Origin of the sequence: Brevundimonas diminuta, from assembly GCF_022654015.1 — a bacterium.
Taxonomy (GTDB): Bacteria; Pseudomonadota; Alphaproteobacteria; order Caulobacterales; family Caulobacteraceae; genus Brevundimonas; species Brevundimonas diminuta_C.
Window position 1 is genome coordinate 2,286,310 of record NZ_CP073063.1, and the last position, 24,751, is coordinate 2,311,060.

23 protein-coding genes are annotated in these 24,751 nt (G+C 67.6%); 10 read left to right on the plus strand and 13 right to left on the minus strand.

Annotation, left to right across the window (positions count from 1 at the left end):
• Positions 1-19 precede the first annotated feature (19 nt).
• Positions 20-1,534: a pseudouridine synthase gene (locus tag KAK88_RS11380; protein ID WP_242076731.1), complete on the minus strand. Its 1,515-nt coding sequence runs from the start codon at positions 1,532-1,534 to the stop codon at positions 20-22.
• A gap of 12 nt (positions 1,535-1,546) precedes the next feature.
• On the opposite strand from KAK88_RS11380, the gene tadA reads away from it, so the two are divergent.
• Together tadA and KAK88_RS11390 are read left to right on the plus strand one after the other, a co-directional pair.
• Positions 1,547-2,005 (plus strand): tRNA adenosine(34) deaminase TadA, encoded by a 459-nt coding sequence (gene tadA, locus KAK88_RS11385; protein ID WP_242078594.1) that lies wholly within the window; start codon positions 1,547-1,549, stop codon positions 2,003-2,005.
• Between the two features lie 50 nt (positions 2,006-2,055).
• Positions 2,056-2,481, plus strand: a complete 426-nt coding sequence (locus KAK88_RS11390) for an MliC family protein (protein WP_084140420.1) — start codon at positions 2,056-2,058, stop codon at positions 2,479-2,481.
• Here the strand turns inward: KAK88_RS11390 and KAK88_RS11395 are convergent.
• Genes KAK88_RS11395 through KAK88_RS11405 form a run of 3 tightly spaced genes read right to left on the minus strand, consistent with a single transcriptional unit; the run spans position 2,478 to position 4,734 of the window.
• On the minus strand, positions 2,478-3,065 hold the full coding sequence (locus tag KAK88_RS11395) for a GNAT family N-acetyltransferase (protein WP_242078595.1): 588 nt from the start codon (positions 3,063-3,065) through the stop codon (positions 2,478-2,480). The two genes, KAK88_RS11390 and KAK88_RS11395, sit on opposite strands and share 4 nt — an antisense overlap.
• Positions 3,065-4,171 carry a 3-dehydroquinate synthase gene (gene aroB / locus KAK88_RS11400; RefSeq protein ID WP_242076732.1) on the minus strand — a complete coding sequence of 369 codons (1,107 nt, stop codon included), beginning with the start codon at positions 4,169-4,171 and terminating at the stop codon, positions 3,065-3,067. Before aroB ends, KAK88_RS11395 begins: the two co-directional genes overlap by 1 nt.
• Positions 4,168-4,734: a shikimate kinase gene (locus tag KAK88_RS11405; protein ID WP_165117140.1), complete on the minus strand. Its 567-nt coding sequence runs from the start codon at positions 4,732-4,734 to the stop codon at positions 4,168-4,170. Before KAK88_RS11405 ends, aroB begins: the two co-directional genes overlap by 4 nt.
• A gap of 125 nt (positions 4,735-4,859) precedes the next feature.
• Between KAK88_RS11405 and KAK88_RS11410 the strand changes: the two genes are divergently transcribed.
• From KAK88_RS11410 to KAK88_RS11425, 4 genes are all read left to right on the plus strand, one after another.
• Positions 4,860-5,762 (plus strand): site-specific tyrosine recombinase XerD, encoded by a 903-nt coding sequence (locus KAK88_RS11410; RefSeq protein WP_242076733.1) that lies wholly within the window; start codon positions 4,860-4,862, stop codon positions 5,760-5,762.
• Between the two features lie 90 nt (positions 5,763-5,852).
• A complete protein-coding gene (locus KAK88_RS11415; protein WP_242076734.1) occupies positions 5,853-6,800 on the plus strand; it encodes an acetyl-CoA carboxylase carboxyltransferase subunit alpha in 948 nt (315 codons plus the stop codon).
• 135 nt (positions 6,801-6,935) lie between these two features.
• Positions 6,936-7,487 carry a response regulator gene (locus tag KAK88_RS11420; protein WP_039247653.1) on the plus strand — a complete coding sequence of 184 codons (552 nt, stop codon included), beginning with the start codon at positions 6,936-6,938 and terminating at the stop codon, positions 7,485-7,487.
• A complete protein-coding gene (locus KAK88_RS11425) occupies positions 7,484-7,963 on the plus strand; it encodes a chemotaxis protein CheE (RefSeq protein WP_242076735.1) in 480 nt (159 codons plus the stop codon). The genes KAK88_RS11420 and KAK88_RS11425 overlap by 4 nt, the downstream gene beginning before the upstream one ends.
• On the opposite strand, the gene KAK88_RS11430 is transcribed toward KAK88_RS11425, so the two are convergent.
• From KAK88_RS11430 to KAK88_RS11460, 7 genes are all read right to left on the minus strand, one after another.
• Positions 7,948-9,834 (minus strand): ABCB family ABC transporter ATP-binding protein/permease, encoded by a 1,887-nt coding sequence (locus KAK88_RS11430; RefSeq protein ID WP_242078596.1) that lies wholly within the window; start codon positions 9,832-9,834, stop codon positions 7,948-7,950. The genes KAK88_RS11425 and KAK88_RS11430 overlap by 16 nt on opposite strands.
• Before the next feature lie 74 nt (positions 9,835-9,908).
• A complete protein-coding gene (locus KAK88_RS11435; RefSeq protein WP_242076736.1) occupies positions 9,909-10,925 on the minus strand; it encodes a threonine aldolase family protein in 1,017 nt (338 codons plus the stop codon).
• The gene (locus KAK88_RS11440) at positions 10,925-11,878 is read right to left on the minus strand and encodes a mechanosensitive ion channel family protein (RefSeq protein WP_242076737.1); all 954 of its coding nucleotides are present in this window, start codon (positions 11,876-11,878) and stop codon (positions 10,925-10,927) included. The genes KAK88_RS11435 and KAK88_RS11440 overlap by 1 nt, the downstream gene beginning before the upstream one ends.
• Before the next feature lie 51 nt (positions 11,879-11,929).
• Positions 11,930-13,618: a cisplatin damage response ATP-dependent DNA ligase gene (locus KAK88_RS11445; RefSeq protein ID WP_242076738.1), complete on the minus strand. Its 1,689-nt coding sequence runs from the start codon at positions 13,616-13,618 to the stop codon at positions 11,930-11,932.
• A gap of 98 nt (positions 13,619-13,716) precedes the next feature.
• Entirely contained in the window at positions 13,717-14,211 is a 495-nt protein-coding gene (locus KAK88_RS11450) for an RcnB family protein (RefSeq protein WP_199061338.1), read from the minus strand.
• Between the two features lie 124 nt (positions 14,212-14,335).
• The gene (locus KAK88_RS11455) at positions 14,336-16,153 is read right to left on the minus strand and encodes a response regulator (protein WP_242076739.1); all 1,818 of its coding nucleotides are present in this window, start codon (positions 16,151-16,153) and stop codon (positions 14,336-14,338) included.
• A gap of 80 nt (positions 16,154-16,233) precedes the next feature.
• Positions 16,234-16,530: a BolA family protein gene (locus tag KAK88_RS11460; protein ID WP_039247647.1), complete on the minus strand. Its 297-nt coding sequence runs from the start codon at positions 16,528-16,530 to the stop codon at positions 16,234-16,236.
• 45 nt (positions 16,531-16,575) lie between these two features.
• Here KAK88_RS11460 and KAK88_RS11465 point away from each other — a divergent pair, with 45 nt between their 5' ends.
• On the plus strand, positions 16,576-17,244 hold the full coding sequence (locus tag KAK88_RS11465) for a J domain-containing protein (protein ID WP_039247646.1): 669 nt from the start codon (positions 16,576-16,578) through the stop codon (positions 17,242-17,244).
• A gap of 4 nt (positions 17,245-17,248) precedes the next feature.
• Here KAK88_RS11465 and KAK88_RS11470 read toward each other — a convergent pair whose 3' ends face one another.
• Together KAK88_RS11470 and KAK88_RS11475 are read right to left on the minus strand one after the other, a co-directional pair.
• Entirely contained in the window at positions 17,249-17,926 is a 678-nt protein-coding gene (locus tag KAK88_RS11470) for an SDR family oxidoreductase (protein WP_242076740.1), read from the minus strand.
• A gap of 39 nt (positions 17,927-17,965) precedes the next feature.
• Entirely contained in the window at positions 17,966-19,168 is a 1,203-nt protein-coding gene (locus KAK88_RS11475) for an N-acetylmuramoyl-L-alanine amidase family protein (RefSeq protein WP_242076741.1), read from the minus strand.
• Between the two features lie 481 nt (positions 19,169-19,649).
• Here KAK88_RS11475 and KAK88_RS11480 point away from each other — a divergent pair, with 481 nt between their 5' ends.
• Genes KAK88_RS11480 through KAK88_RS11490 form a run of 3 tightly spaced genes read left to right on the plus strand, consistent with a single transcriptional unit; the run spans position 19,650 to position 24,630 of the window.
• On the plus strand, positions 19,650-22,364 hold the full coding sequence (locus tag KAK88_RS11480) for an Rne/Rng family ribonuclease (RefSeq protein ID WP_242076742.1): 2,715 nt from the start codon (positions 19,650-19,652) through the stop codon (positions 22,362-22,364).
• Between the two features lie 59 nt (positions 22,365-22,423).
• Positions 22,424-23,824, plus strand: a complete 1,401-nt coding sequence (locus KAK88_RS11485) for a M48 family metalloprotease (RefSeq protein WP_242076743.1) — start codon at positions 22,424-22,426, stop codon at positions 23,822-23,824.
• A 26-nt stretch (positions 23,825-23,850) separates the two neighbouring features.
• Entirely contained in the window at positions 23,851-24,630 is a 780-nt protein-coding gene (locus KAK88_RS11490) for a thioredoxin domain-containing protein (RefSeq protein ID WP_242076744.1), read from the plus strand.
• Positions 24,631-24,751: the final 121 nt, after the last annotated feature.

Genomic DNA, 24,751 nt, shown 5'->3' on the forward strand with positions numbered 1-24,751 from the left:
CCCCTCGCTCGCTAAGGCCTCAGCGCGGCGAACGGGGCTTGCCGCCGGGTCCGCGTCCGCTCGTTCCCGATGGACCGGCCGGCTTGCCGCCGCCGCCCGTGCGAGGCTTGAAGTCGCGGCCGCCGCTCGGCTTTCCGCCAGGACCACCTGCGCGAGGGCCGGAACCGGCGCGTCCCGTCGGCTTGCCGCCGGGCTTGCCGCGCCGATCGTCGATGAACTGGTCGTCGCGCGGCTTGAAGGCGCGCTTGGGCCGATCTCCATCCTCACGCGCCGGGCGGTCCCCGGCCGGGGCCGTGCGCTCGCGCGGCTTGAAGCTCTTGGAGTGCTCGAACTTGGGCGCGGCCTTGGCCCAGCCTTCCTTCTTGGGCGGACGCTCGCGGCGCTCGACCGCATCCGCCTGGGCCGTCTCGGCGGCGCGGACGCGGCTGGGTTTGCGCGACGGGTCCGACATGGCCGAACCCGACCGGCCCTTGACGATGGGCGTCGACACCCGACGGCCGGGGATGGGCGCGGGCGTCTCGACCGTATTGCCGGTCGGCAGGTTCTCGGGCCGGATGTAGTCGGCCAGCAGCTCGCGGATCACGCGCGGCCCGACCTCTTCCACCGACCCGACCGGCAGCACGTCCAGGCGGAACGGGCCGTAAGCCAGGCGGATCAGCCGGTTGACCGTCAGGCCGACGGACTCCAGCACCTTTCTGACTTCGCGGTTCTTGCCCTCGGTGATCGAGACCGAGATCCACAGGTTCGCCGGCGCCTTGCCGTCCTCCGACTTGGACTCCTTGGCCTTGTCCAGCTTGGCCTCGATGGGACCATAGGACACGCCGTCCACGACCACGCCGTCCTTCAGCGCGTCCAGCTGTTCCTGGGTGATCTTGCCCCGCGCCCGCGCCCGGTATTGACGCACAAGCGAGGTCGAGGGCAGCTCCAGCGCCCGGCTCAGCTCGCCGTCGTTGGTAAGCAGCAGCAGGCCTTCGGTCGCTAGGTCGAGCCGTCCGACCGAGATCACGCGCGGCAGACCGGCCGGCAGGGCGTCGAACACCGTCGGGCGACCCGTCGGATCGCTATGGCTGGTCAACAGACCCGCCGGCTTGTGATAGCGCCAGACGCGCGTCGCCTGGGTCGAACCAATGGGCTTGCCGTCCACCGTGATCACGTCGTCGCGCGTCACCAGCGTCGCTGGCGTATCCAGGATGCGGCCGTTGACCGCCACCTTGCCCAGACCGATCAGCCGCTCGACCTCGCGGCGCGAGGCGATGCCGGCGCGGGCCATGGTCTTGGCGATTCGCTCGGCGCGCAGGGGCGTTTCCGGCGTCTTGGACTTGCCGTCCTTGCCGCCGGCACGGTCGCTGCGGGGCCGATCAGGCTTGTCGCCGAAACGCTTGGCGCCGTCTTCGCGAGGGCCGCGCGGCTTGTCGCCGAATGATCTCGTCCCGTCGCCGCTCTTGCGGGGACCGGAGGATTTAAAGGGCCGGGGCGACCGTTCGTCTTGACGGGCGCGGGGCTTCTTGTCGTTGTCGTCTGTATGGCGGACCATGATGAGCGGTTCATGCGCATGGCGCTGGACCAAGCGCAAGCGGCGGCGGACGCAGGAGAGGTGCCCGTGGGCGCAATTCTTGTCGATCCTGCTTCAGGTGAGGTAATTTCGACCGGCGCCAACGGTCCGATTGCGGCCCACGACCCCACCGCCCACGCCGAGATCGTCGCCATGCGGCGCGCGGCGACGGCGCTGGACAACTATCGCCTGACCGGCCTGACCCTCTATGTGACGCTAGAGCCCTGCGCCATGTGCGCCGGCGCCATCAGCCATGCCCGCATCGGCCGCGTCGTGTGGGCCGCCGACGATGCCAAAGGCGGCGCTGTCATCCACGGTCCACGCCTGTTCGAACAACCAACCTGCCACTGGCGCCCGACGACGGACTCAGGCCTTCTGGCAGACGAGGCGTCGTCGCTGCTCAAATCCTTCTTCCGTCAAAGACGGGGAACGGCGACAGGCGGCGCACGTTAGAACGCCGCGAAAAGCTGCGCCGTTGGGCGGGGCCGTGGAGGGAAAAGACCTTGTTCAAGCCGGATCTGCCGCAGTCGATCGTGTTCAGCGGCCTCGCCGCCCTGGCCCTCCTCACCGCCTGCGGCGCCGATCCCGACAAGGCGCCGCGCACTGGCGACGAGGTCAAGGAACGCGCCATCGAGGCCCAGACCGCCCGCCAGCGCACCGGCGCGGAAATCCAGGACCGCACCCTGAACCGCGTCGTGCACACCGTCTATCTTTGCGACAACGGCGAGCGCCTGTCGGTCGATTTCGACAACCCGCGCCAGATGGCCACCATCCGCAACTCTTCCGGCGAGGCCATCGACCTGTATCAGGAGCGCGCCGCCGACGGCATCTGGTACCGCGCCTCCAACGTCGAACTGCGCGGCAAAGGCGTCCTCGCCACCTGGTCGGTCGAAGGCCGCCAGCCGACGGAATGCCGGGCGGTGGACTAAGCGAACGCCGCTAAGCGCCGGTCCAGCGTCTGGCGCACCTCGGGCCAGTCGTCGTCGATGACAGCGAACATGGCGGTGTCGCGGGCCCGGCCGGTCCAGGTGATCTTGTGCTTCCTTAGCACGCCTTCGGCCTTGGCGCCCAGCTTCAGGATGGCGGCCTGGCTGTGGGCGTTGACGGCGTCGGTGATGATTTCGACCCGAACCGCGCCCGCATCGAAGGCATGACCGAGTAACAGCCGCTTGCAGGCCGGGTTGATCGCCCCGCCCCGCGCCTCGGGCCGATAGAAGGTCGAGCCGATCTCGCAGCGGCGATAGGCGGGGTTGATCTCGTACAGGCTGGTCGTCCCGACCACCGCCCCGTTCGAGCGCCGCCGCACCGCATAGGCGATCCGCGTCTGCGCCTGCATCGCCGCCAGCGCGGCATTCCACCAGACCTCGAAATGATCGCCATAGGCCGGCGCGACCATGATGTCCCAGGCCTCAGGATCGCAATCCAGCGCGGCCTTGACCTCGGCTTTCAGTCCTTCCTCGAACGGCTCCAGCCGCACGAAGCGGTCCTCCAGCGGGACCCCGGCGATCCGCATCACGCGGTCGCGCCTTCCTCGATCAGGAAGGCCTGTACCTTGGCCGCATCCACGCCCTTGGCGACAAAGGCCTGGCCGATGCCGCGCGCCAGGATCAGGGTCAGCGCCCCGCCCTCGGCCTTCTTGTCGCCCGCCATCAGGGCAAGCAGACGGTCGGCCGCGAACGATCCCGCCTGATCCAGCCGCGTCGGCAGCCCAGCCGCCGCGACCACCGTTTCGACCCGTTCGACATCGGCGGCCGAAGACAGTCCTTCGCGCGCCGAATAGCGGAAGGCCATGCAGCAGCCCAAGGCGACCGCCTCGCCGTGCGCCAGCGCCCCTTCGTCGAAGCCGACCTCGGTCTCGATCGCATGGCCGAAAGTGTGGCCCAGATTCAGCAGGGCGCGCCGCCCCGCCTCCTTCTCGTCCTCGCCGACCACCGCGCTCTTGATCTCGACCGAGCGGATCACCGCCCGTTCCAGCGCCGCCGGATCGCCCTTGGCGCCCGCAGCCCCCTCGCCTGCCAGCCAGTCGAAGAACGACGCGTCGCAGATCAGTCCGTGCTTCAGCACCTCGGCCCAGCCGGACCTCACCTGGCGTTCCGGAAGCGTCGCCAGCACGTCGATGTCCGCCAGCACCAGACGCGGCTGATGAAAGGCGCCGACCAGGTTCTTGCCGCGCGGCGTATCGATGGCCGTCTTGCCGCCGACGGAGGAATCGACCTGGGCCAGCAGGGTCGTCGGGATCTGCACGAAGTCGATGCCGCGCATGAACAGCGCCGCCGCCAGGCCAGCCAGATCGCCCACGACCCCGCCGCCCAGGGCGATGACCACATCCTTGCGGTCCAGCCCGATCTCCAGCAGCCGGTCCAGCACGCGCTCCAGCTCGGCGAAGGACTTGGAGCCCTCGCCTGCCGGCACCGCCACGATCTCGCTGGTCACGCCCGCCGCCGTCAGCGACGCGGTCAGGGTCTGGGCGTGGATGCCCGCAACCGTCTCGTCGGTGACGATGACCGTCCGCCCCTTGGCCAACGGTGCGATGTGTGCGCCGGCCTGCGCCAGCAGCCCGCGCCCCACCACGACGTCATAGGCGGCAAAGGCCCCGCCGCTGACCGGAATGATCGTCATTGCGGGGTCTCCGTGCGTCGTCTCTGGCGCCAGTGTCGGCGCAGGTTCTTGTGAATGGCGTCCACCGCCTGGCCGTGCGAGCCCTGCCCGACGTCCACGGTCACATCGGCCTCGCCGTAGATGGGATAGCGGGCTTCGGCCAGGCCGGTCAGCACCTCCAGCGGGTCCTTGCCGCGCAACAGGGGCCGGGTGTCGCGGCGCGCCACCCGTTCCGCGATGACCGCCAGATCGGCCCTCAGCCAGACCGTGTCGGCCTTGGCCTTCAGCAGCGCCCGCGTCTCCGGGTTCATCATCGCCCCGCCGCCGGTCGCCAGCACGATGGGCGGCCCCTCCAGCAGGCGGCGGATCACCCGCGCCTCGCCCGCGCGGAACTCAGCCTCGCCCAGGGCGGCGAAGATTTCCGAAACCGTCATTCCGGCCGCCGCCTCGATCTCTACATCCCCGTCCGCAAACGGCAGTCGCAGCCGATTGGCCAGCCGACGACCGACCGACGATTTGCCCACCCCCATCAGGCCGACCAGGGCTATGGTGCGGGTCGGACCCGGATTCGCGCGCCGCCTCATCCGGCGGCTCCGGCGGAACGGTCGGTCGAGAGGAAGGCGAAGGCGGCGGCGCGGGCAGGCATGATCCAGAAAACCTCTACACCAAGCCTGACCCTGCGCCAGTCGTTCAGGCCGAGGATCGCCGCATGACGCCCCAGATCGAGGCCTTTCTGGAGATGATGGCGGTCGAACGCGACGCATCGCCCCATACGTTGTCCGCCTATGGCCGCGATCTGGCGGACGCGGAGATGGCGCTGTCGGACGCCGGCGGGCTGATGAAGGCCGACGCCGAGGCCGTCGAGACCTGGTTCGCGGACCTGTCGCGGCGCGGCCTGTCCGCAGCCACCGCCGCCCGTCGTCGCTCCTCCGCGCGCCAGTTCTACCGCTTCGCCCTGGCCGAGGGTTGGCGCACCGACGATCCCTCGCGCCGCCTCGACGCGCCCAAACAGGGGCGGCCCCTGCCCAAGGTCTTGAGCCGCGTCGAGATCGACGCCCTGCTGGCCGCCTCGGCCGCCCGCGATGCGGCGGCGGGCCTGCGCCTGGTCGCCCTGGTCGAGATGGCCTACGCGTCCGGCCTGCGCGTGTCCGAACTGCTGGGGCTCAAAGTCGAGGCCGTTCGGCGCGACCCCGCCTATCTGATCGTGCGCGGCAAGGGCGGCAAGGAACGGCTCGCCCCCCTCAATGCCGCCGCCCGCGAAGCGATCAAGGCCTGGCTCATCGCGCGTGACGCCAAGCGAAAGCCTGATGCGCCCGACAGTCCCTGGCTCTTCCCCTCCTCCGGCCGCACCGGCCACCTGACCCCGCGCCGCTTCGCCCAGCTGCTGGACGAGGCCGCGATCACGGCCGGCATCGACCCCGCCCGCGTCAGCCCCCACGTCCTGCGCCACGCCTTCGCCACCCACCTGCTGGAAGGCGGCGCGGACCTGCGCGTCGTCCAGACCCTGCTGGGCCACGTCGATATCGCCACGACCCAGATCTACACCCACGTCGCCACCGATCGCCTGGCCCAGGTCGTCCACCAAAACCACCCCTTGGCGCGCGACGACTGAACCCCCGCTTGCCCGGCGGCGTTGACCTCTCTAGGTTCGCGCGCCTTCCCCAAGGGCGCTTTCGCCCGTTTACAGTTCCCGGACGCCTTGATGGCCACGCACTATCTCGACTTCGAAAAGCCGATCGCCGATCTGGAAGCCAAGATCGAGGAGCTGTCGCTGCTGGCCGACACCTCGGGCGACATCGACCATGAGATCGAGGGCCTGCGCAAAAAGGCCGAACAGCTGCGCAAGAAGACCTACGCCGGCCTCGACCCCTGGATGAAGACCCAGGTCGCGCGTCATCCGCAGCGCCCACACTTCATCGATTACGTCCAGAGCCTGTTCACCGACTGGAACGAGCTGCACGGTGACCGTCAGTTCGGCGACGACCAGGCCATCCTGGGCGGTCTGGCCCGGTTCCGCGGCCGGCCCGTCGTCATCATGGGCCACGAAAAGGGTCACGACACCGCGACCCGCATCACCCACAACTTCGGCATGGCGCGGCCCGAGGGCTATCGCAAGGCTGTGCGCCTGATGGATATGGCCGAGCAGTTCGGCCTGCCGGTCCTCAGCTTCATCGACACCGCCGGTGCCTATCCAGGCCTGGGCGCCGAGGAGCGCGGCCAGGCCGAGGCCATCGCCCGCTCGACCGAGCGCTGCCTGACCCTGGGCGTGCCCTCCATCGCCACCATTACGGGCGAAGGCGGTTCGGGCGGCGCCATCGCCATCGCCGCGGCCAGCCGTGTGCTGATGCTGGAGCACTCGATCTATTCGGTCATCTCGCCCGAGGGCGCCGCCGGCATCCTGTGGCGCGACGGCGCGCGGGCCAAGGACGCGGCCATGGCGATGAAGATCACCGGGCCGGACCTGATGCAGCTGAAGATCGTCGACCGCCTGATCGACGAGCCTGTCGGCGGCGCCCATACCGATCGCGACACGGCCATGGCCAATGTCGGCGACGTGCTGGCCGAAGAGCTGAAGGGCTTCGACGGCCTGACGCCGCAGCAGATCAAGAAGCGTCGCGCGGATCGATTCTACGCCATCGGCGCCCTCTGACGCCCGGTCGCTCTGGCCGACCAGCGTTAACGCAGCATCCACCCTCGTCTGCCAAGCTCGGCGCTTCGTTCAGGGGCATCGGGGTTTGCGACCGGCCATGAGTTCAGCGGCGGCAAAGACCGGGGCCTTCGCGCCATGAGCGGCGGCGAGTCCTTGCGTGAAAGCGCCGTCTTCAACCTGGCCGGGGCGATCACGATGATCGTCGATGATTCGCCTTTCTCCCTGACCCTGACGTCTAACGCCCTGACCGGTTTCGGCATCCGGCCGACCTATGCGTGCGGCACGGGCATGGAAGCCAAGAAGCTGCTGACCGACAAGCCCGTCGATCTGCTGGTCGTCGATACCGACATGCCCGACATCGACGGGTTCGAACTGGTGCGCTGGCTGCGTCGCTCCGGCCCCAATCCCAACGCCTTCACCCCCGTCATCATGACCGCCAGCCACATTCGTCGCGGGCGCGTCGCCGAGGCGCGGGACTGCGGCGCCAACTTCGTCGTCACCAAGCCCTTCAGCCCGGCCCTTCTGCTGGAGCGCATCCTTTGGGTGGCGCGCGACAGCCGGCCCTTCTTGGAGGTCGGCGACTACCTGGGGCCGGATCGCCGGTTCCGGCACACCGGCTATGAAGGCGTGGAACGTCGCGCCGACATGATCCGCAAGGCGAAGGGGATGGAGAGTCTGGCCCTATGACCGTCATCACCCACACTCAGCGCAAGTCGCGTCTGGCAGAGATGCTGGATCGCCCCGGCGGCGTCAGCGTCGGGGTCGCCCTGGCCCAGGCCCGCGCCAATCTGGACGGACTTCAGGAACAGGCCCGCGCCATCATCGGCGACAATATCGCGGCTCTGCTGGCCAAGCCCGATCCAAACCTGATCGAGCCGATGCGGCTGGATCAGGCCTATTCCGCCTCCAGCCAGATCATCGATGCGGCCAGCCCGTTCGAGATGGACGACCTGTGCACGGCGGCCAAGGGCCTGTGCGACCTGCTGGACGCCGCGCCGCGTCAGGGCGGTTTCGACTGGCGCATCGCCACGGTCCACGCCCAGGCGATGAAGCTGTTGCTGGCGCTGCCGCCGCAAGAGCAGGCCGCGCGGACCGCCATCCTGACGAACCTGCATGAGGTTCTGAGAAAGAAGCTGCCGACCCCCGATCAGTCGGCCATCTGAGGCGTCTTGCCGCCACGCGTCTGTTTGCGCCACAGCGCCGCATATTCCCCGCCCTGTCGGGCCACCAGTTCGTGGTGCCCGCCGCGTTCGACGATCCGCCCGGCCTTCAGCACCAGAATCTGGTCCGCATCCGCAACGGTCGACAGCCGGTGTGCGACCACCAGGGTCGTGCGGCCGGTCCTGGCCTTGCGCAGCGTCTTCTGGATCGCGGCCTCGGTGCGGCTGTCCAGCGCGCTGGTCGCCTCGTCCAGGATCAGGATGCACGGATCGGCCAGCAGAGCGCGGGCGATGCCCACCCGCTGACGTTCGCCGCCCGACAGTTTCAGCCCCCGTTCGCCGACCTTGGTCTGCATCCCATCCGGCAAGCCGCGAATGAAGTCGGCCAGTTCCGCCGCCTCGGCCGCCGCCCACACCTGCGCCTCATCCGCCTCGGGCCGGGCGAAGGCGATATTGGCGGCCAGGGTATCGTTGAACAGCGCCACATCCTGAGGCACCAGCGCCACCGCCGAACGCAGCGAGGCCTGGGTCACTTCGCGCGCATCATGGCCGTCGATCAGCACGCGCCCCTCCTGTGGATCAAGCAGACGCAGCGCCAGTTTGACGATGGTGGACTTGCCCGCGCCGGAGGGCCCGACCAGCGCCGTCGTCGTGCCCGGCGCGGCGTAAAAGCTGACGTCCTCCAGCCCATTGGCCCGCGCGTCGTGGCGGAACCCGACGCCCTCGAACGCCACCGACGCCCCGCGCGCATCAACCGGCCGCGGCAGGGCGACGGCGTTCGGCGCATCGGCGACCTGCGGCGTCTGTCGCGTCACCTTCAGCATCTCCTCCATGTCGATGAAGGACTGACGGATTTCCCGATAGGCGAAGCCCAGGATGTTCAGCGGCGCGTAAAGCGAGATCATGATCAGCACCGCGGCCGTCACGTCGCCCGGCCCCATCCGACCGGCCGCCGCCTCGAACCCGGCCATCACCGCCATGACGCCCAGGCCCAGGTTCATCACCAGGGCCTGCATCCCGTTCAGCATGTTCAGCGAACTGTTGGCCTTCAGCGACGCCTCGGCATAGTCACCCAGCGCCCGGTCATAGGTCTGGGCCGCGCGCGTCTCGGCCCCGAACGACTTGACCGTCTCATAGTTCAGCAAGGCGTCGACCGAGACGCCGGCGGCCTCGGAATCGGCCGCATTCATGATCCGGCGATGCTCCAGCCGCCAGTTGGACATGGCGAAGGTGGCGGTGGTGTAGATGACGACCACGACCACCGCGACGGCGGCGAAACGCCAGTCGTATTTGGCCCCCAGCACCCCGGCCGCCAGCACCAGCTCCACCCCCGTCGGAACCAGGTTGAAGGCCAGGATGCGCAGCAGGAAGTCCACCGCGCGCGATCCCCGGTCCATCGTCCGCGACAGGGCGCCCGAGCGTTTGGTCTGATGGAAGTCCAGCGACAGGCTCAGCGCATGGGCGAAGGCCTCGGCCGCCGTCGCGCGCTGGGCGGCGGCGCGCACCGGCGCGAAGACGACGTCGGAGACCAGGGGCGACGCCGCCGACAGGAACCGCACGATCGTCCACCCGATGGCAAAGGCGGCGAATCCCCAGCCGACGGCCGCCGCCGCACCCTGCCCCGCCGCCAGCCGATTGACCGCCGCGCCCAGCACCAGCGGCGCCAGAACGCCCAGCCCCTTGCCCGCCAGCGTCAGCAGGATGGCCGAAATCAGCCGCAGTTTCAGGTGCGGCGCGCCCGATCGGGCCACCAGCCGCGCAAGGTCCGCCAGCGCCGTCAGCGTCGGAGGGCCGTCCGTCTTGTCCTCTGGGCTCCCTGCCTGCTGCGCCTTGACCATCGGGTCACGCCTGCCGCCGGAGCGTTCGCCTCGCATCGCCATGATCCGCATATGGAAAGCCAATGCGACCGGGGAAAGGCCACGCTGGCGCGCAAGCGGGGATTCGTCGCTCAGCCCAGACCGGCCACCGCCTCGATCAACTCGTCCACGGCCGCTTCCTGCGTCGCCCACGAACAGACGAAGCGCACCGAACCGTCATCGAAGGCGTAGCAGGCCCAGCCCATTTCGTTCAGGCGGGCGTGCGCCTCTGGCGGCATCCGCACGAAGACGGCGTTCGCCTCCACCGGGTGGGCCAGGACGAAGGGCGACCGCCCCGCAATGCCGGCCGCCAAGCGCTGCGCCATCAGATTGGCGTGGGCGCCGCCCGATTCCCAATCGCCGCTTTCCAGCAAGCCCAGCATCGGACCCGACAGCAGACGCGTCTTGGACGACGTCTGGCCCGCCTGTTTCAAACGGTTGTCCAGTCGCCGCGCCAGGCTCTTCTCGAACAGCACGATCGCCTCGGCGCAGTTGGCGCCCGCCTTGGCCCCGCCGAACACCAATACGTCCACGCCCAGGCGCGGAATGTCCTTCAGGTCGAAACCGGCGGCGACCGCATTGGTCAGGCGCGCTCCGTCCATGTGAACGCCGTAGCCCAGCGCCTTGGCCGGTTCGATCAGGTGGCGCAGTTCTTCCTCGGTATAGACCGAGCCGTACTCCGTGGCCTGAGTCAGCGACAGGGCGGCGGGCGGCTGACGATGCCCGACTTCGGGTTCGCCCAATTGCGCCTGCAGGGCCAATGGATCGATTTTGCCCGAGAAGCCCGGCAGCCCGATCAGGCCGACGCCGTGACCGAAGAAGCCCGGCGCCCCCGTCTCGTCGGTGCAGATGTGCGCCGCATGGTGAGCCAGCACCGCCTCATAGGGTTGGGCCAGCATCGACAGGGCGATGGCATTGGCCGCCGTCCCGCTGAAAACAAACCGCACCTCGGCGTCGGCATCCAGACGCTGACGAATCTGGTCGGCGGCCCGGGCTGTGACCTCGTCTGCGCCATAGGCGCGGGCGAATCCCTTGTTGGCGCGCACCAGGCCTTCGATGGCGCTCAGCGCCATGCCGGCGGTGTTGTCGGAGCCGAAATCGTAACGCATCAACGGTTCGTCGCCTTCAGATCGGCAGTATCGTCATCGACCGTGCGGACGCGCACGACCGGTACCACATCCTCATCGCCATAGGGCACGGCGACCTGATGCGGGAACGGAATCTCGATCCCGGCGGCGTCTAGCGCCTCCTTGCCGCCCTGCATCAGATCGGCCTGGGTCTGCCACCAGTCGCCGACCTTGACCCAGGCGTGCAGCGTCACTTGGACCGAACTGTCCAGCAGGCCCGTCACCCCCGTCCAGGGATGGGGATCGTGCAGCACTTTGTCGTGTGCTGCGGCCATATCCGCCAGCACGCAGCGCGCCTTGTTCAGATCGTCGCCATAGCCGACCGTGAAGTTGATCTCGATCCGGCGGGTCTGCTGCCCGGTCAGATTGGTCAGCGGGTCGCTCAGGACCTTGGAGTTCGGAATGACGATCTTGTGGTTGTTGGCGTTGGACAGTTGGGTCGTGAACAGGTCCAGCCGCTGGACCGTGCCGCTCATCCCGCCGACATCGACCACGTCGCCGACGCGATAGGGTCGCAGCACCAGCAGCATTATCCCCGACGCCACGTTCGACAACGTGCCCTGCAAAGCCAGGCCCACCGCCAAGGACGCCGCACCCAGCACGGCGATGATCGAAGTGGTCTGAACGCCCAGGCGTTGAAGCACGGCGATCATGCCGATGATGAACACCACCACCCGCACGACCTGAACCGCAAAGCTCAGGACCGTCGGATCGTGGCGGAATCCCTTGACCCGCGACAGGGTATTGCGCGCCGCCCGCGCCGCCCATTTCGCCGCAAAGACCGTCAGGACGAAGATCAGGATGGCGATCGTCAGATTGATCGCGAAATCACCCGCCATGTCGGTCAGCTTGGCGATCACGGCGGCGTCGATCGAAACGGCCTTGCGCCCTGCGGCGACCGCTTGGGCGACATCGGTTGGAAGAGGCGAAGACATGGGTCGGGTCTAACGCCTGGTGCGCCGATTGGAACCCCCGAAAGCCGGATTTCAGGCCTTTGCGATCCGTCCGCCGCCGCTTTCGATGGCGTCCAGCAGGTCCATCACATCGTCTATAGTGTTGGCCTCTCGCGCCGGCTTGTCCCAGCGAATGCGGCTGACGCGCGGGAAACGCATGGCCACGCCCGACTTGTGCCGCGTCGAGCGATTCAGCCCCTCGAAAGCGATCTCCAGCACCAGGCCGAAATCCCGCTCGGCCCGCACCGACCGCACCGGCCCGAACCGGTCGATGGTGTGATCGCGCACGAACTTGTCGAGCTGTTTCAACTCCTCGTCGGTGAAGCCGAAATAAGCCTTGCCCACCGGCGTCAGCGCCCCTTCAGGCGTCCAGACGCCGAAGGTGTAGTCGGAATAGAAACTGGAGCGTTTGCCGTGGCCGCGCTGGGCGTACATCAGGACGGCGTCGATGACGTGCGGGTCGCGCTTCCACTTGAACCACGGCCCTTTGGGTCGCCCCGCCAGATAGGGACTGTCCCAGCGTTTCAGCATCAGTCCCTCGGCCGCCGCCCCGACCGGCGGATCGGTCCGCAACCGCGCCAGCTGATCCCAATCGGCGTAATCGACCACCGGCGACAGGTGAAGCCGCTCGCCGGTATGATCATTGACCAGGGCCTCCAGGCGTGCCCGCCGTTCGCGCAGCGGCAGGCCGCGCAGATCCTCGCCGTCTTGGGCCAGCAGGTCATAGGCGACGACCGCCGCTGGAAAGGCCTGCATCGCCTTGGCGTCCACCGACTTGCGGTTCAGCCGCTGCTGCAGATCCCCGAACGGCGCCACCGCCCCGTCGCGCCAGACGATCAGCTCGCCATCGATCGCGCCTTCGAACGCCAGCGCCTCCATCACATCGGGAAAGGCGGCCGAAATCTCGTCGCCGGTTCGGGAATAGAGTTTGCGCACCTCACCCTCCAGCACCGCCTGAACCCGGATGCCGTCCCACTTCCATTCGGCCGCATAGTCGGCTGGCGACAGTTTGGGCAGATCGACCGCTTCATCGATGGCGACGGCCAGCATGACGGGCCGGAACCGGCCGGGCGCATCCGGGCTGGGCCGCTCCGCCCTGCCCTCCAGCCAGGCGAACAAATCGGCGTAGGGCGGCTCGACCGCGTGCCAGACTTCCTCGATGGCCGAGGCGTCGAGGGCTTCCAGCGTCATCTGCGCCTCGTCGCCCTCCGGCGAAGGCGGCGCCATCACCGCGTCCGGGCGCATCATGGCCGCCGCCGTCTTGGCCAGCCGCGCCGACAGCCCCACCCGCAAGGCCCCGGTCATAAGCTTCAGCAGCGCCCAGCGCCCTTTCGGCTCCAACGCATCCAGCCAGCCTTCCAGAAGACCGCGCACCTCCGTCCGCGTGGCGGTTCTCAACGCCTCGACGACCTCGGCCAGCTCGGGCTCGCGGTTCGGCCGGTGGTCCGGCGTCACGGGCCAGATCAGAGCCACGGTCTCTGCCAGATCGCCCACATAGTCGTAGGACCAGCCGAACAGCACGCTGTCGACCCGGCCCTCGACCGCCTTTCGGATCATGGCCGGCTTGGCCGCGTCGAACGTCAGGTCGCCGGTCAGGGCCGCCAGCGCCCATCCCCTGTCGGGATCAGGCGTCGCCCTCAGATAGTCGCGCACCAGCACCAGCTTTGCGTTGCGCGAGGCCGTCAGGGACAGGCGATCCAGAAGCTCGGCGAAGGCGCGCATCGTCATCCATCTTGGGCGCCGGAAGCGTCGCCGTCCTCTTCAAAACGAAAAACGCCCCGGAGGTTTCCCTCCGGGGCGCATCTCAAATCCTTGACGGATCAGTTGAACAGGCCGGCGATCACGGCGGTGATCAGGCCGCCGGCGACGGCGGCGAGCACCACGTCATTGCCGCTGCGGACATATTGGTAGCCACGAGGCGGCGCGCGCAGGCCATAGCGGTTATAGTCGTTCACCACATAGGCGTTGGTGCGGTAGTAGGACGGCATCCGTTGACCATAGCTCCAGGTCCGGACCGCGTAGCCGCGCGGCGGGACATAGCGCGGGGCGTTGTAACGACGTTCCGCACGCTGCCAGCGTTCATAGGCCCGTTGCTGCTGGCGATAGTCGCGACGATCCTCGCGCAGCTCGCGGCGGTAATCGCGGCGATCCTGGCGATAGTCCCGACGATCGTAGTGGTCAGGACCCGGACCGTGGCGTGCGGCGGGACCATGCGGACCGTGGGGCGGTACGGGCTGAGCCGAGGCTGCGCCAGCGGCGCCCAGCGCGCCGGCGGCCATGACCGAAGCGATTGCGGTGGTCAGGATCTTTTTCATGATCGTGTCTCCATCTGCGCCGAAGACCATCGGCTTGCGTGCACTTATGGAGCACGGCGACTGAGGCGCGCCTGAACCGGCGTCCCCTTGCTAGGTTCATGTCGGGAACACAGGATCGCCGCAATCAGGCGGCGACGGAGGCCTCTGATGACGGCAGCGCCATTTGCGCGACCGCGTCGCGACCGCCGCTGACACGTCCCATCAGGGCGGCCAGGGCGCCGAAATCGATCGGCTTGTTCAGATAGGCGTCGGCGCCCGCCTGAAGACCGGCTTCGTGATCCTCATGACGCGCCGAGGCCGAGAGAACCACGATCGGCGTATTCGCATTCTGGCCGCCTTCGCGGATGATGCGAGTCGCGGTCAGTCCGTCCATGACCGGCATGTTCACGTCCATGATGATCAGGTCGAACGGCTGATCCTTGGCGATATCGACCGCGACCTGACCGTTCTCGGCCGTCGAAGTGACGTGGCTGGCCGAGCTCATCCAGGCCTCCAGGATCATGCGGTTCACCGGATGATCCTCGACCACCAGGACGCGCAGCGATTCGCCGCCTTCGATCTCGGCATGAACCTCGGCCGCCGCGACGGGCTTGGCCCATTCCACGACCTCGGCCTCGATTTCCAGGGTGAAGCACGAGCCCTCTGCGAGCTTGGACGTCACGGTAATGTCGCCGCCCATGATGTTGGCCATGCGCCGTGCGATCGTCAGGCCCAGACCCGTTCCGCCAAATCGCCGCGTGGACGAGGTATCGACCTGGGTGAAGGGCATGAACAGCCGCTCCAGATCGGCGGCTGCAATCCCTGCGCCGCTATCCTGGACGACGAATTCGAACCGCACGCGCTGATCCGAAATGCGGTGCCCCCGCACGAGATAGTGGATTTCGCCGGTCTCGGTGAACTTGACCGCATTGGACAACAGATTCTGCACCACCTGACAGACGCGCAGCGGATCGCCGCGCACCACTGTCGGAATCTCGCCCTCCACGGTCGTAACGAACGTCAGGCCCTTGGCTTCGGCCTGCGCTTCGAAGGGGCCCGTGATGCGCTTGTTCAGGCCGTCGATGACGATATCGACGACCTCGAAGTTCATCTTGCCGGCCTCGATCTTGGTCATATCGAGAATGTCGTTCAGCAACGACAACAGATTGTCGCCGGAGTTGCGGATGATCGACAGATACTCTCGCTGCGTCGTCTCCAGTCGCGTCGCGCTAAGCAGTTGGGCCGCGCCCAATACGCCGTTCATGGGCGTGCGCAGTTCGTGCGAGATCACGCCCAGGAAGTTCGACTTGGCGTCATTGGCGGCGTTGGCCTTGTCGCGGGCCGCTTCCAGTTCCTCGATCAAATGCGCCTGATGCGACTGGAAGGCCCGAATGCGGTCTTCGCGCAGCAGGGTCATGGTCACCAGCACGAACAGACCCGCCGCTGTGAACGGCAGGACCGCCAGCATCGACCAGAAGGCGTTGGTGCCCCACAGGCTGAACAGAATGATCGTCGCGGCCGCGCCGTAGGGCGAAGAGATGATCAGGGCCTGACGCGGCGAGCTGCGAAGCTGGGCGAAGACCAGAACATAGCCGGAAATCAGCAGGGCGAGCGCCAGGGGCCGTCCGAAATCGGTGGGCGAGAACCAGGCCATCAAAGGCGCGATGGCCCAGGCGCCGGTCGTCACCGTCGCCACGATCGGGAAGATCACGCCCCAGTTGGTGCCGACGCGATGGCTCAGGCGATGTTCGACGATTCCCCGCAGCGACCCGGCCGCCAGCGTGCCGCCGAACCACAGAAGCGCGGGCCATAAGCCGACGGTGCCCAGAAGACCCACGCCCCACGAGGCGATGATCATGTAGCGGAGATACTGCGTCTGCAGGATGGCGGTCAGCGCCTGGGCCGCGTCTCCGGCGCGTTGCTCGCCTTCGAGCGCCTTCGCGACGCCGTCTGATTCCACCATAAGCCCAGATCCCCACGTTCTGTTTGGTCGGATGACGCTAAGACGAAGGTTCTAAGACGATGTGAACGCAGTTCTTTCGCTCAGCCAGCCTCCTCCGGCGTCAGCGCCTTGATCGAAAGTGCGTGGACCGGTCCGGCCATCTCGTCCTTCAGCAGGGCGTTGACCGCGCGCTGTCGCGCCAGCCGCGATTGCCCCTGGAAAGCGGCGGACACGATCACCAGATTGAAGTGGCTTTCGCCGCCAGGCTTGGCGTCCATTCCGCCTTCATGATGATGACCGGCGTGGCGCCAGCTGTCGTCCTCGACCTCCAGACGCAGGGGCGACAGCCCTGCCGTCAGTTTTGCACGAATAATCGTCGCCACCGGGCCTTCAGACATGATCGATTCCTTGATGCTGTCCCAATCGGGCTTACACTTCGGCTGATGTCCGCCTCCTTTCAATACAAGCCGCGCTTCACCGACATTCGGGTGAAGCCGCCCAAGCCCGAGGAAGAGGCGGCGAAGGCCGACGTCCTGCACCTCAAGCCGGGAGAAAAGCCGTGCCAGTGGCCCGACTGCCGCCGGGCCGCTGCGGCCAAGGCTCCCAAGTCGCGCGAGCGGCTGAACGACTTCTACGAATTCTGCCAGCCGCACGCCGGCGAATACAACAAGGGCTGGAACTTCTACGCCGGCATGACCGAGGGCGAGATTCGCGCCGCCCAGGAAAACGAGGCCATGACCGGCGGGCGCCCGACCTGGGAGATGCAGGCCGGCAAGTTCACGCGCGAGGCCGCCGCCTTCGCCGCCAAGATGGGCACCTCGAACACCACCGGCGCCGGCTCATGGCGCGACAGCTTCGGCCTGTTCGGGCGCAAGGGCGATCAGGCGCCGCAGTCCGCGACAGAGGATCGCCGCATCGGCAAGCTGGAACGCGCCGCCCTCGCCGACCTCGATCTGGATCCGGGTGCCGACAAGGCGAAGATCAAGGCTCAGTATCACGAGCTGCTGAAGCGGTTTCACCCCGACACCAACAGCGGCGACCGCAGCGCCGAGGCCAAGCTGCAACGCGTGATCAAGGCCTGGAAGACGCTAAAGAAGGCCGGCCTGGCCTGACCGCCTAATCGGCGTAGATCATCTTGCGCGTCATGCCGCCGTCCACGGTCAGCACCTGGCCCGTGACGAAGCCCGCTTCGGCAAGATAGAGTACGGCCCCTGCGATATCCTCAGCGCGGCCGACGCGGCCGACCGGATGCTGTTTGTGATCGACAGGACGCAAATCCTCGCCGTCCGAAATCCAGCCGGGCGCGATGGCGTTGACGCGGATTCGAGGGCCTTCGCTGATCGCCAGGGCGTGGGTCAGGGCGAACAGCGCACCCTTGGACGCCGCATAGGCCTCGGTGTGCGGCTCGGACATGAAGGCGCGTGTCGAGATCATGTTCACGATAGCGCCGCCCTCGTTCAGCATCGGAATGGCGGCGCGGCTCATCAGAAAAGCGCCGGTCAAATGGCTGTCGATCGTCTTGCGCCAGTCCGCCAGCGACAGTTCAGCCAGCGGGCCGTTCACAGGATCGGCAATGCCCCCGTTGTTGACCAGCAGGTCCAGCGACGACCAGCCCAGGGTCTCGAACGCCTGTTTGACCGAGTCCTCATCACCCAGATCGCAGTCGATATGACGGGCCTCGCCATCGCCCGGCTTCAGGTCGAAGGCGGCGACTTTCCATCCGTTGGCCAGCAGGGCCTTACAGACGCCCGTTCCGATCAGGCCTGATCCGCCTGTGACAATTGCTTTTTTCATGGTGCCGAAACCGGCGACGGCCAGCTTGGTTGCGCCGGATCAGGGCTGACCGGCGGCCTGGCTGTCCGCGGAGGCCATCATAGGCGTGGACGGCTCGCGGAAATAGCGATCGATCCCGTCCGCCACCGACTTCATCAGGCGACGGCGCGCGCGCTCGTCAGTCAGAAGCCGCTCGTCCTCGGGATTGGTGATGAAGCCCATTTCCAGCAGCACGGCCGGCACGTCGGGCGCCAGGAGAACAGCCAGACCCGCATCGCGATGACTGCGGCGAAGAAGGGGATGGTCCGACCCTTCCAGATGCGTCAGCAAGACGCGCGCGAACTGGGCGGAGCGGTTCTGGGTCGCGCGCTGGGTCATGTCGAGCAGGATGCGATCCACCGACGGGTCGCGGCCCGGCAGATGCAGCTCACGATGCCAGTTGTCGGCGCGCGTGAACTCGCGCACCGCCCGGCCTGCCCCCTGTTCCGACAAGGTGTAGACGCTGGCCCCGCGCAGCGCCGGATCGGCGCCGGCGTCGGCGTGCAAGGAAATGAACAGATCGGCGTCGGCCTGACGCGCGATGGAGACGCGGCGATAAAGGTCGACATAGCGGTCGTCGGTCCGTGTCAGGCGCACGCGATAACGGCCGTTCTTCTCGAGCTCGGCCTTCAAAGCCAGGGCGGCGGCCAAAGTGACCTGCTTTTCCTGGGCGCTTGCGCCGCTGGCCCCCGGATCATTGCCGCCATGGCCGGCGTCGATGACGATCAGGGGGCGTTCGGCGCGACGTGGCGGCGCGCTGGCGCGCGGCGCCGGCGTGGTCGAGGCGCGCGCGGCGGCTCCCGTCGCCTTCAGATCCACGACATAACGATAATGGCTGACGCCGTCGCCGGGCGGCAGCAGGAAGCGCCGTTCGATCTCGCTGCCGCGCGCCAGTTCCAGCTGAACCCGCGACGAACCGCCAGAAGACGTGACCTCATAGGAGCGCACCAGCCCCGAACCGCCGCCGTTCAGACCGCGCCCTGGCGCAACACCGCTCAGAGCCAGCACCACCCGGCCTTCGCCGCCCGCGTCGATGACGCGTCCCTGCGCCGTCTTGTCCAGATCGATGACGACGCGGGTCCGATCGCCGTCGGCGCCGAAGCGCACGCTGAGGACATCGCCCTGCGCGCCCCAGGCGAAACCGCGCGTGCCGAACAGGCCGACGATGCAGATGACCACGAAGGCCAGGGCGGTCATCGCCCATTCCTTCGCGCCCCAGCGCATCAGACCTGTCAAAACGCGACCGCTCATGTGCGCCGGCGAACCTACTGAAAGCCTACTCCGACGCCAGAATGCCAGACGGTCGTATTCATGGGGTTAAGGCCAACGCCTTTTAATTCGCGAATTGCGTGACTATGCTGTGACCGCTCGCGAACCGATCGCGCCGATTTCGCCCCTGCGAAGCCTGGCGCGCCCTCCTCGCGGCGCTGACTTTCACCAATCCTAGAATCTCCCGGCATCGTCGAGGATTCGAAGAGCGGACCAGAGACGCGGCCTTCCCAAGGGATTGGCGCGCCCGGTTCAGGACCGACGACTTCCATGGGCCTTAACGCCTGCGCACCCCAACGGCTTGATCAAGCCCGCTTCGCCGTTTTCGGCGAGGGGATGTCGCGCGCGCCGGCCCCTAGCTTCATTCGGCGAGCCGCCATGATCCGACCCGGTGTTCCGGGCCGGTCGGCCAGTGCGCGCCAGAGAGAGATACTCCATGTCAAAGACAATGCTGATCGACGCGGCCCACCCGGAGGAAACCCGGGTCGCCATCGTGGACGGACGCCAGATTGAGGAATTCGATTTCGAATCCCGTGCGAAGCGCCAGCTTCGCGGCAACATCTACCTCGCCAAAGTCACGCGCGTAGAGCCCAGCCTGCAGGCCGCCTTCGTCGAATACGGCGGCAATCGCCACGGCTTCCTGGCCTTCAACGAAATCCACCCCGACTACTACCAGATCCCCGTCGCTGACCGCGAAGCTATCATGGCCGAGGCGCACGACGACGAGGACGAGGACGATCTCGACCGCGAATCGACCGGCGACGACGTCGATCCCGAATCGGCCCTGGCCGACGAGGAGCGTCTGAAGCGCCGCCTGATGCGTCGCTACAAGATCCAGGACGTCATCAAGCGCCGCCAGATCCTGCTGGTTCAGGTCGTCAAGGACGAGCGCGGCGCCAAGGGCGCGGCCCTGACCACCTGGCTGTCGCTGGCCGGCCGCTACTGCGTCCTGATGCCCAACACCGGCAAGGGCGGCGGCATTTCGCGCAAGATCACCAACACCTCGGACCGTCGTCGCCTGAAGAGCGCCGTCTCGGCCCTGGAAGTGCCCAAGGGCATGGGTCTGATCATCCGCACGGCGGGCGCCAAGCGCACCAAGGCCGAGATCAAGCGCGACTATCAATATCTGCTGCGCCTGTGGGAGACGATCCGCGAGACCACCCTCGCCTCTCACGCCCCCTCGGTGATCTACGAGGAAGAGAACCTGGTCCGCCGCGCCGTGCGCGACATGTTCGACAAGGACTTCGACGGCATTCAGGTCGAGGGCGTCGAGGGCTTCAAGGAAGCGCGCGACTTCATGCGCGTGCTGATGCCGGCCCAGGCCAAGAAGGTTCACCTGTATCGCGGCTCGCGTCCCCTGTTCGCGGCCAACGGCATCGAAGAGCTGCTGACGCAGATCCACCAGCCGGTCGTGCCGCTGAAATCCGGCGGCTATCTGGTCATCAACCAGACCGAGGCATTGGTGGCCATCGACGTCAACTCGGGCCGCGCCACCAAGGAACGCAACGTCGAGCAGACAGCGTTCAAGACCAATATGGAAGCGGCCGAGGAAGCCGCGCGCCAGCTGCGCCTGCGCGACCTCGCCGGCCTGGTCGTCATCGACTTCATCGACATGGATGAAGGCAAGAACAACCGCGCCGTCGAGCGCGTGCTGAAGGAGGCCCTGTCCTCCGACCGCGCTCGCATCCAGATGGGCCGCATCTCGCCCTTCGGCCTGATGGAGATCAGCCGCCAGCGTCGCCGCCTGGGCGTGATCGAGGGCGCGACCGAAGCCTGCCCCCACTGCCAGGGCACCGGCCGCATCCGCTCGGCCGAATCCGCCGCCCTGATGACCCTGCGCGCGGTCGACATCGAGGCCGGCAAGAACGGCGCGGGCGTCGTGGTGCTGAAGGTCTGCACCGCCGTCGGCCTGTATATCCTGAACCACAAGCGCGCCTATCTGCAGTCGCTGCTGGAACGTCGCGGCCTGAACGTCATCGTCCAGATCGACGACAGCCTGGGTCAAGGCGAACACACGATCGAGCGCACCGAGACCAACGAGGACTTCGTCGCGCCCGAGATCGAGATGCCCAACCTCGACGACGACTTCGACGCCTCGCTGTACGAAGACGAGGATGAGGACGACGACGAGGAGATCATCGCCGACGACGATGACGACACGGTCGAATCCTTGGATCGCGAAGACAGCGACGACGACGAACCGCGCGAACGCTCGGAGCGTCACGAAGGCGGTCGCGATCGGGGTCGTGGGCGCAACCGTCGCCGTCGCGGCGGTCGTCGCGACGAGGAAACCTCCGACGTCGAGGCCGTCGATACGGTCAACGCCGACGACGCCTCGGACGATGAGGAAGACGAAAACGGCCGCCGCCGTCGCCGTGGTCGCCGCGGCGGTCGCCGCGTCCGCGAGGATGGCGAGCGCGACGTCTACACCTGGGTTCGTGGCCGCACGCCGTCGCTGGACGACCCCTATGTCTGGTTCGACCCGCTGAACCCCGGCCGCTCGGAAGGTCGCCCGGAACGCGGCGAGCGCCATGAGCGGTCTGAACGCCCCGTTGCCGCTCAGTCCGAGGTCGAAGGCCTGGATGTGGTCGCCATTAATGGGGCCGGTGAAGGCTCCGTCGAGGAAGGCGGCCGTTCGCGCCGTCGCCGTCGTCGGGGTCGCGGTCGTGGCGACGGTCCCGTCAGCCACGAGATCAAGGTCGAGAACCGCGCCACCAACGAAGGCATGCCGCCCGACGGCTCGCCCGAGACGCCGATGGCCGTCATGGTCGAGCCGACCGAGGCCGTCGAAATGGCTGCCCCTGCCATCGCGCCTGAGCCTCAGCGTCGTCGCGTGCGCCGCAAGTCGGCTAGCGCCAACGTCGAGATCGCGACCGAACCGCATCCCGACACCGCCATCGAGCCGAACGAGGCCACGGTCCAAGGCGCGCCGGTCGAGTTGGACGTGACCCCGCACGAGGCGCTGGCCGCCGAACCGGCCGAGGTCGCCCCGGTCGCCGCCCCGACGGCGGTTCCGGTGACCGAGGCCGTGCTGGCCGAGCCGTTCGTGGCTCCCACGCCGGAGATCGACGTTCAGGCCATCATCGCCGAAGACCCGAACCAGATCGTCGCACCGCCCGAAAAGCCCAAGCGCGGGTGGTGGCGCCGCTGATCGGTCACGATTAGACTGTCTGGATACAGGCGGGGGCCGGTCGTTGTTGGAGTATAGCCATGAGATGGCTTCCCCGATCTGCATCCCGCGTTCTGGCGGCGGCGGCGACGGCCTTGATGGCTGTTTCCGTCGCCGGCCAGGCCTCCGCGCAAAGCCTGATCCGCGACACCGAGGTCGAGGGCATCGTGCGCGAATGGGCCGACCCGGTCTTCGTGGCCATGGGGCTGAACCCGAACGACATCGAAGTCCTGCTGGTCAACGACAACGACCTGAACGCCTTTGCGACCCGTGGGCGGATCATGGGCGTCAACACCGGCCTGATCCTGCGCACCAAGACGCCTGGCGAGCTGCTGGGCGTGATGGCGCACGAGGCGGGCCACATCAAGAACCGGCACACCCTGCGAGACGGGGCCGAGAACGCCGGCAAACAGCCGATGTTCATGACGATGGCGCTGGGCGCCCTGGCGATCGCCGCCGGCGCGCCGGACGCAGGCGTGGCCCTGCTGGGCTCCAGCCAGTATTTCGGCGCTCTTGGCGCGCTGCATTATATGCAGAGCCAGGAAGGCGAGGCCGACATCTCGGGGGCGCGGGCGCTGGAGGCCGCCGGCGAATCGGGCGCCGGACTGGTGTCCTTCTTCGAGAACTTCCGCTCGCAGGAGGTCTTCTCCGACGCCCGCCGCTATCCCTATTTCCGCAGCCACCCCCTGTCGTCGAACCGAATCGAGAGCCTGCGCCGCTACGTGCAGGAACAGCCGCACTACGACCATCGCGACAGCCCCGAACGTATGGCGCAGCACGCGCTGATTCTGGCCAAGATTCACGCCTTCATGGATGCGCCGAACGCCACCCTGCGCGACTATCCATCGACCGACACCTCCCTGCCCGGCCGCTATGCGCGGGCCATCGCCTGGTATCGCGACGGCCAGACGGACAAGGCGCTGACGGCGGTGGACGCGCTGATCGCCGGCGACATGAACAACCCCTATTTCCAGGAACTGAAGGGCCAGATCCTGTTCGAGGAAGGCCGCCCGTCCGAGGCCGTCGCCGCCCACCGCGAGGCGGTCCGCCTGAAGCCCGACGCCCCCCTCCTGCGCGTCAACCTGGCCCATGCCCTGATCGAGACCAACGACAAGGCCAAGCTGGACGAGGCCATAGACCAGCTGAAACACGCCGTCGTCGCCGAGAAGGACAACACCATGGCATGGCGCCTTCTGGCCCAGGCCTATGCCTCCCAGGGCAAGGAGGGCGAGGCGCGACTGGCCTCGGCGGAATACTATTTCGCCGGCGGGGATGAGAAGCAGGCCACCCAGTTCGCCCTGCGCGCCCGCTCCATGCTGAATCCCGGCTCGATCGAATGGCGCCGCGCCGTCGATATCGTCCTGGCCTCGGGCGCCACGCCTGACGATCTGAACGACCTGGACCGCCGCGACGCCGCGCGCCGGCCCGCCACCCTCAACTGATCCCTCACTGCCGACTGCGAGCCTGAATGACCGACGACGCACCCACGCCTGCGCCCGAACCCAAGACCGCCAAGCCGGGATGGCTCAGCGGCGGCCGCGCCGGCTATCTGGCCCTGGGCCTGTCAGTCATCGCGCTGGGCTTTTCAGCGGCGCCCTATCTGACCGGCGGATCGAACGTGCGCGCCTATCTGCTGGAGCATCCCGAGGTCTTGCAGGAGGCGCAGATGGCGCTCCAGACCAAGGACGCAGAGGCCGCCGTCGAGGAGACGAACCAGGCCGCCGCCGCCAACGCCGGCCTCCTGGCGCCCGACGCCCGCGATCCGGCCTTCGGTCCGGCGAACGCCAAGGTCACGGTGATCGAATTCTTCGACTTCCGCTGCCCCGGCTGCAAGGCCGTGGCCCACGACTATCGCGCCGTGATGGCCGCCCATCCGGAGGTCCGCTTCGTCTTCAAGGACTGGCCCATCCTGGACCGCGGCGACGACATCACCTCGCAATACGCCGCCCGCGCCGCCTTGGCCGCGCACCAGCAGGGCAAGTATCTGGAGGTATATGACGCGCTGATGACCGAGCGGGCGCTGTCGATCGAAGCGATCGACGCCATCCTGGCGGCGCATGGCGTGGACATGGCCCGCGCCAAGGCCGCCATCGCCGCGCCCGAAACCACCCGCCACATCGCCGACATCCACACCACGGCAGCCGCCCTGCGTCTGCGCGGCACGCCGACCTTCTTCGTCAACGGCAAGGCCAGCCCCGGCATCGACCCCGCCGAAATCGGCAAACTGATCGAAGCGGCGAAGAAATAGGCATCCCTCTCCCATTGGGAGAGGGCCTGAGCGCACGGCGGCGATAGCCGTCGTTCTGGCGCGAAAGGGTGAGGGTCGGGTGTGCGAACTGGCCCACCGGCCGACCCTCATCCGGCCCTCC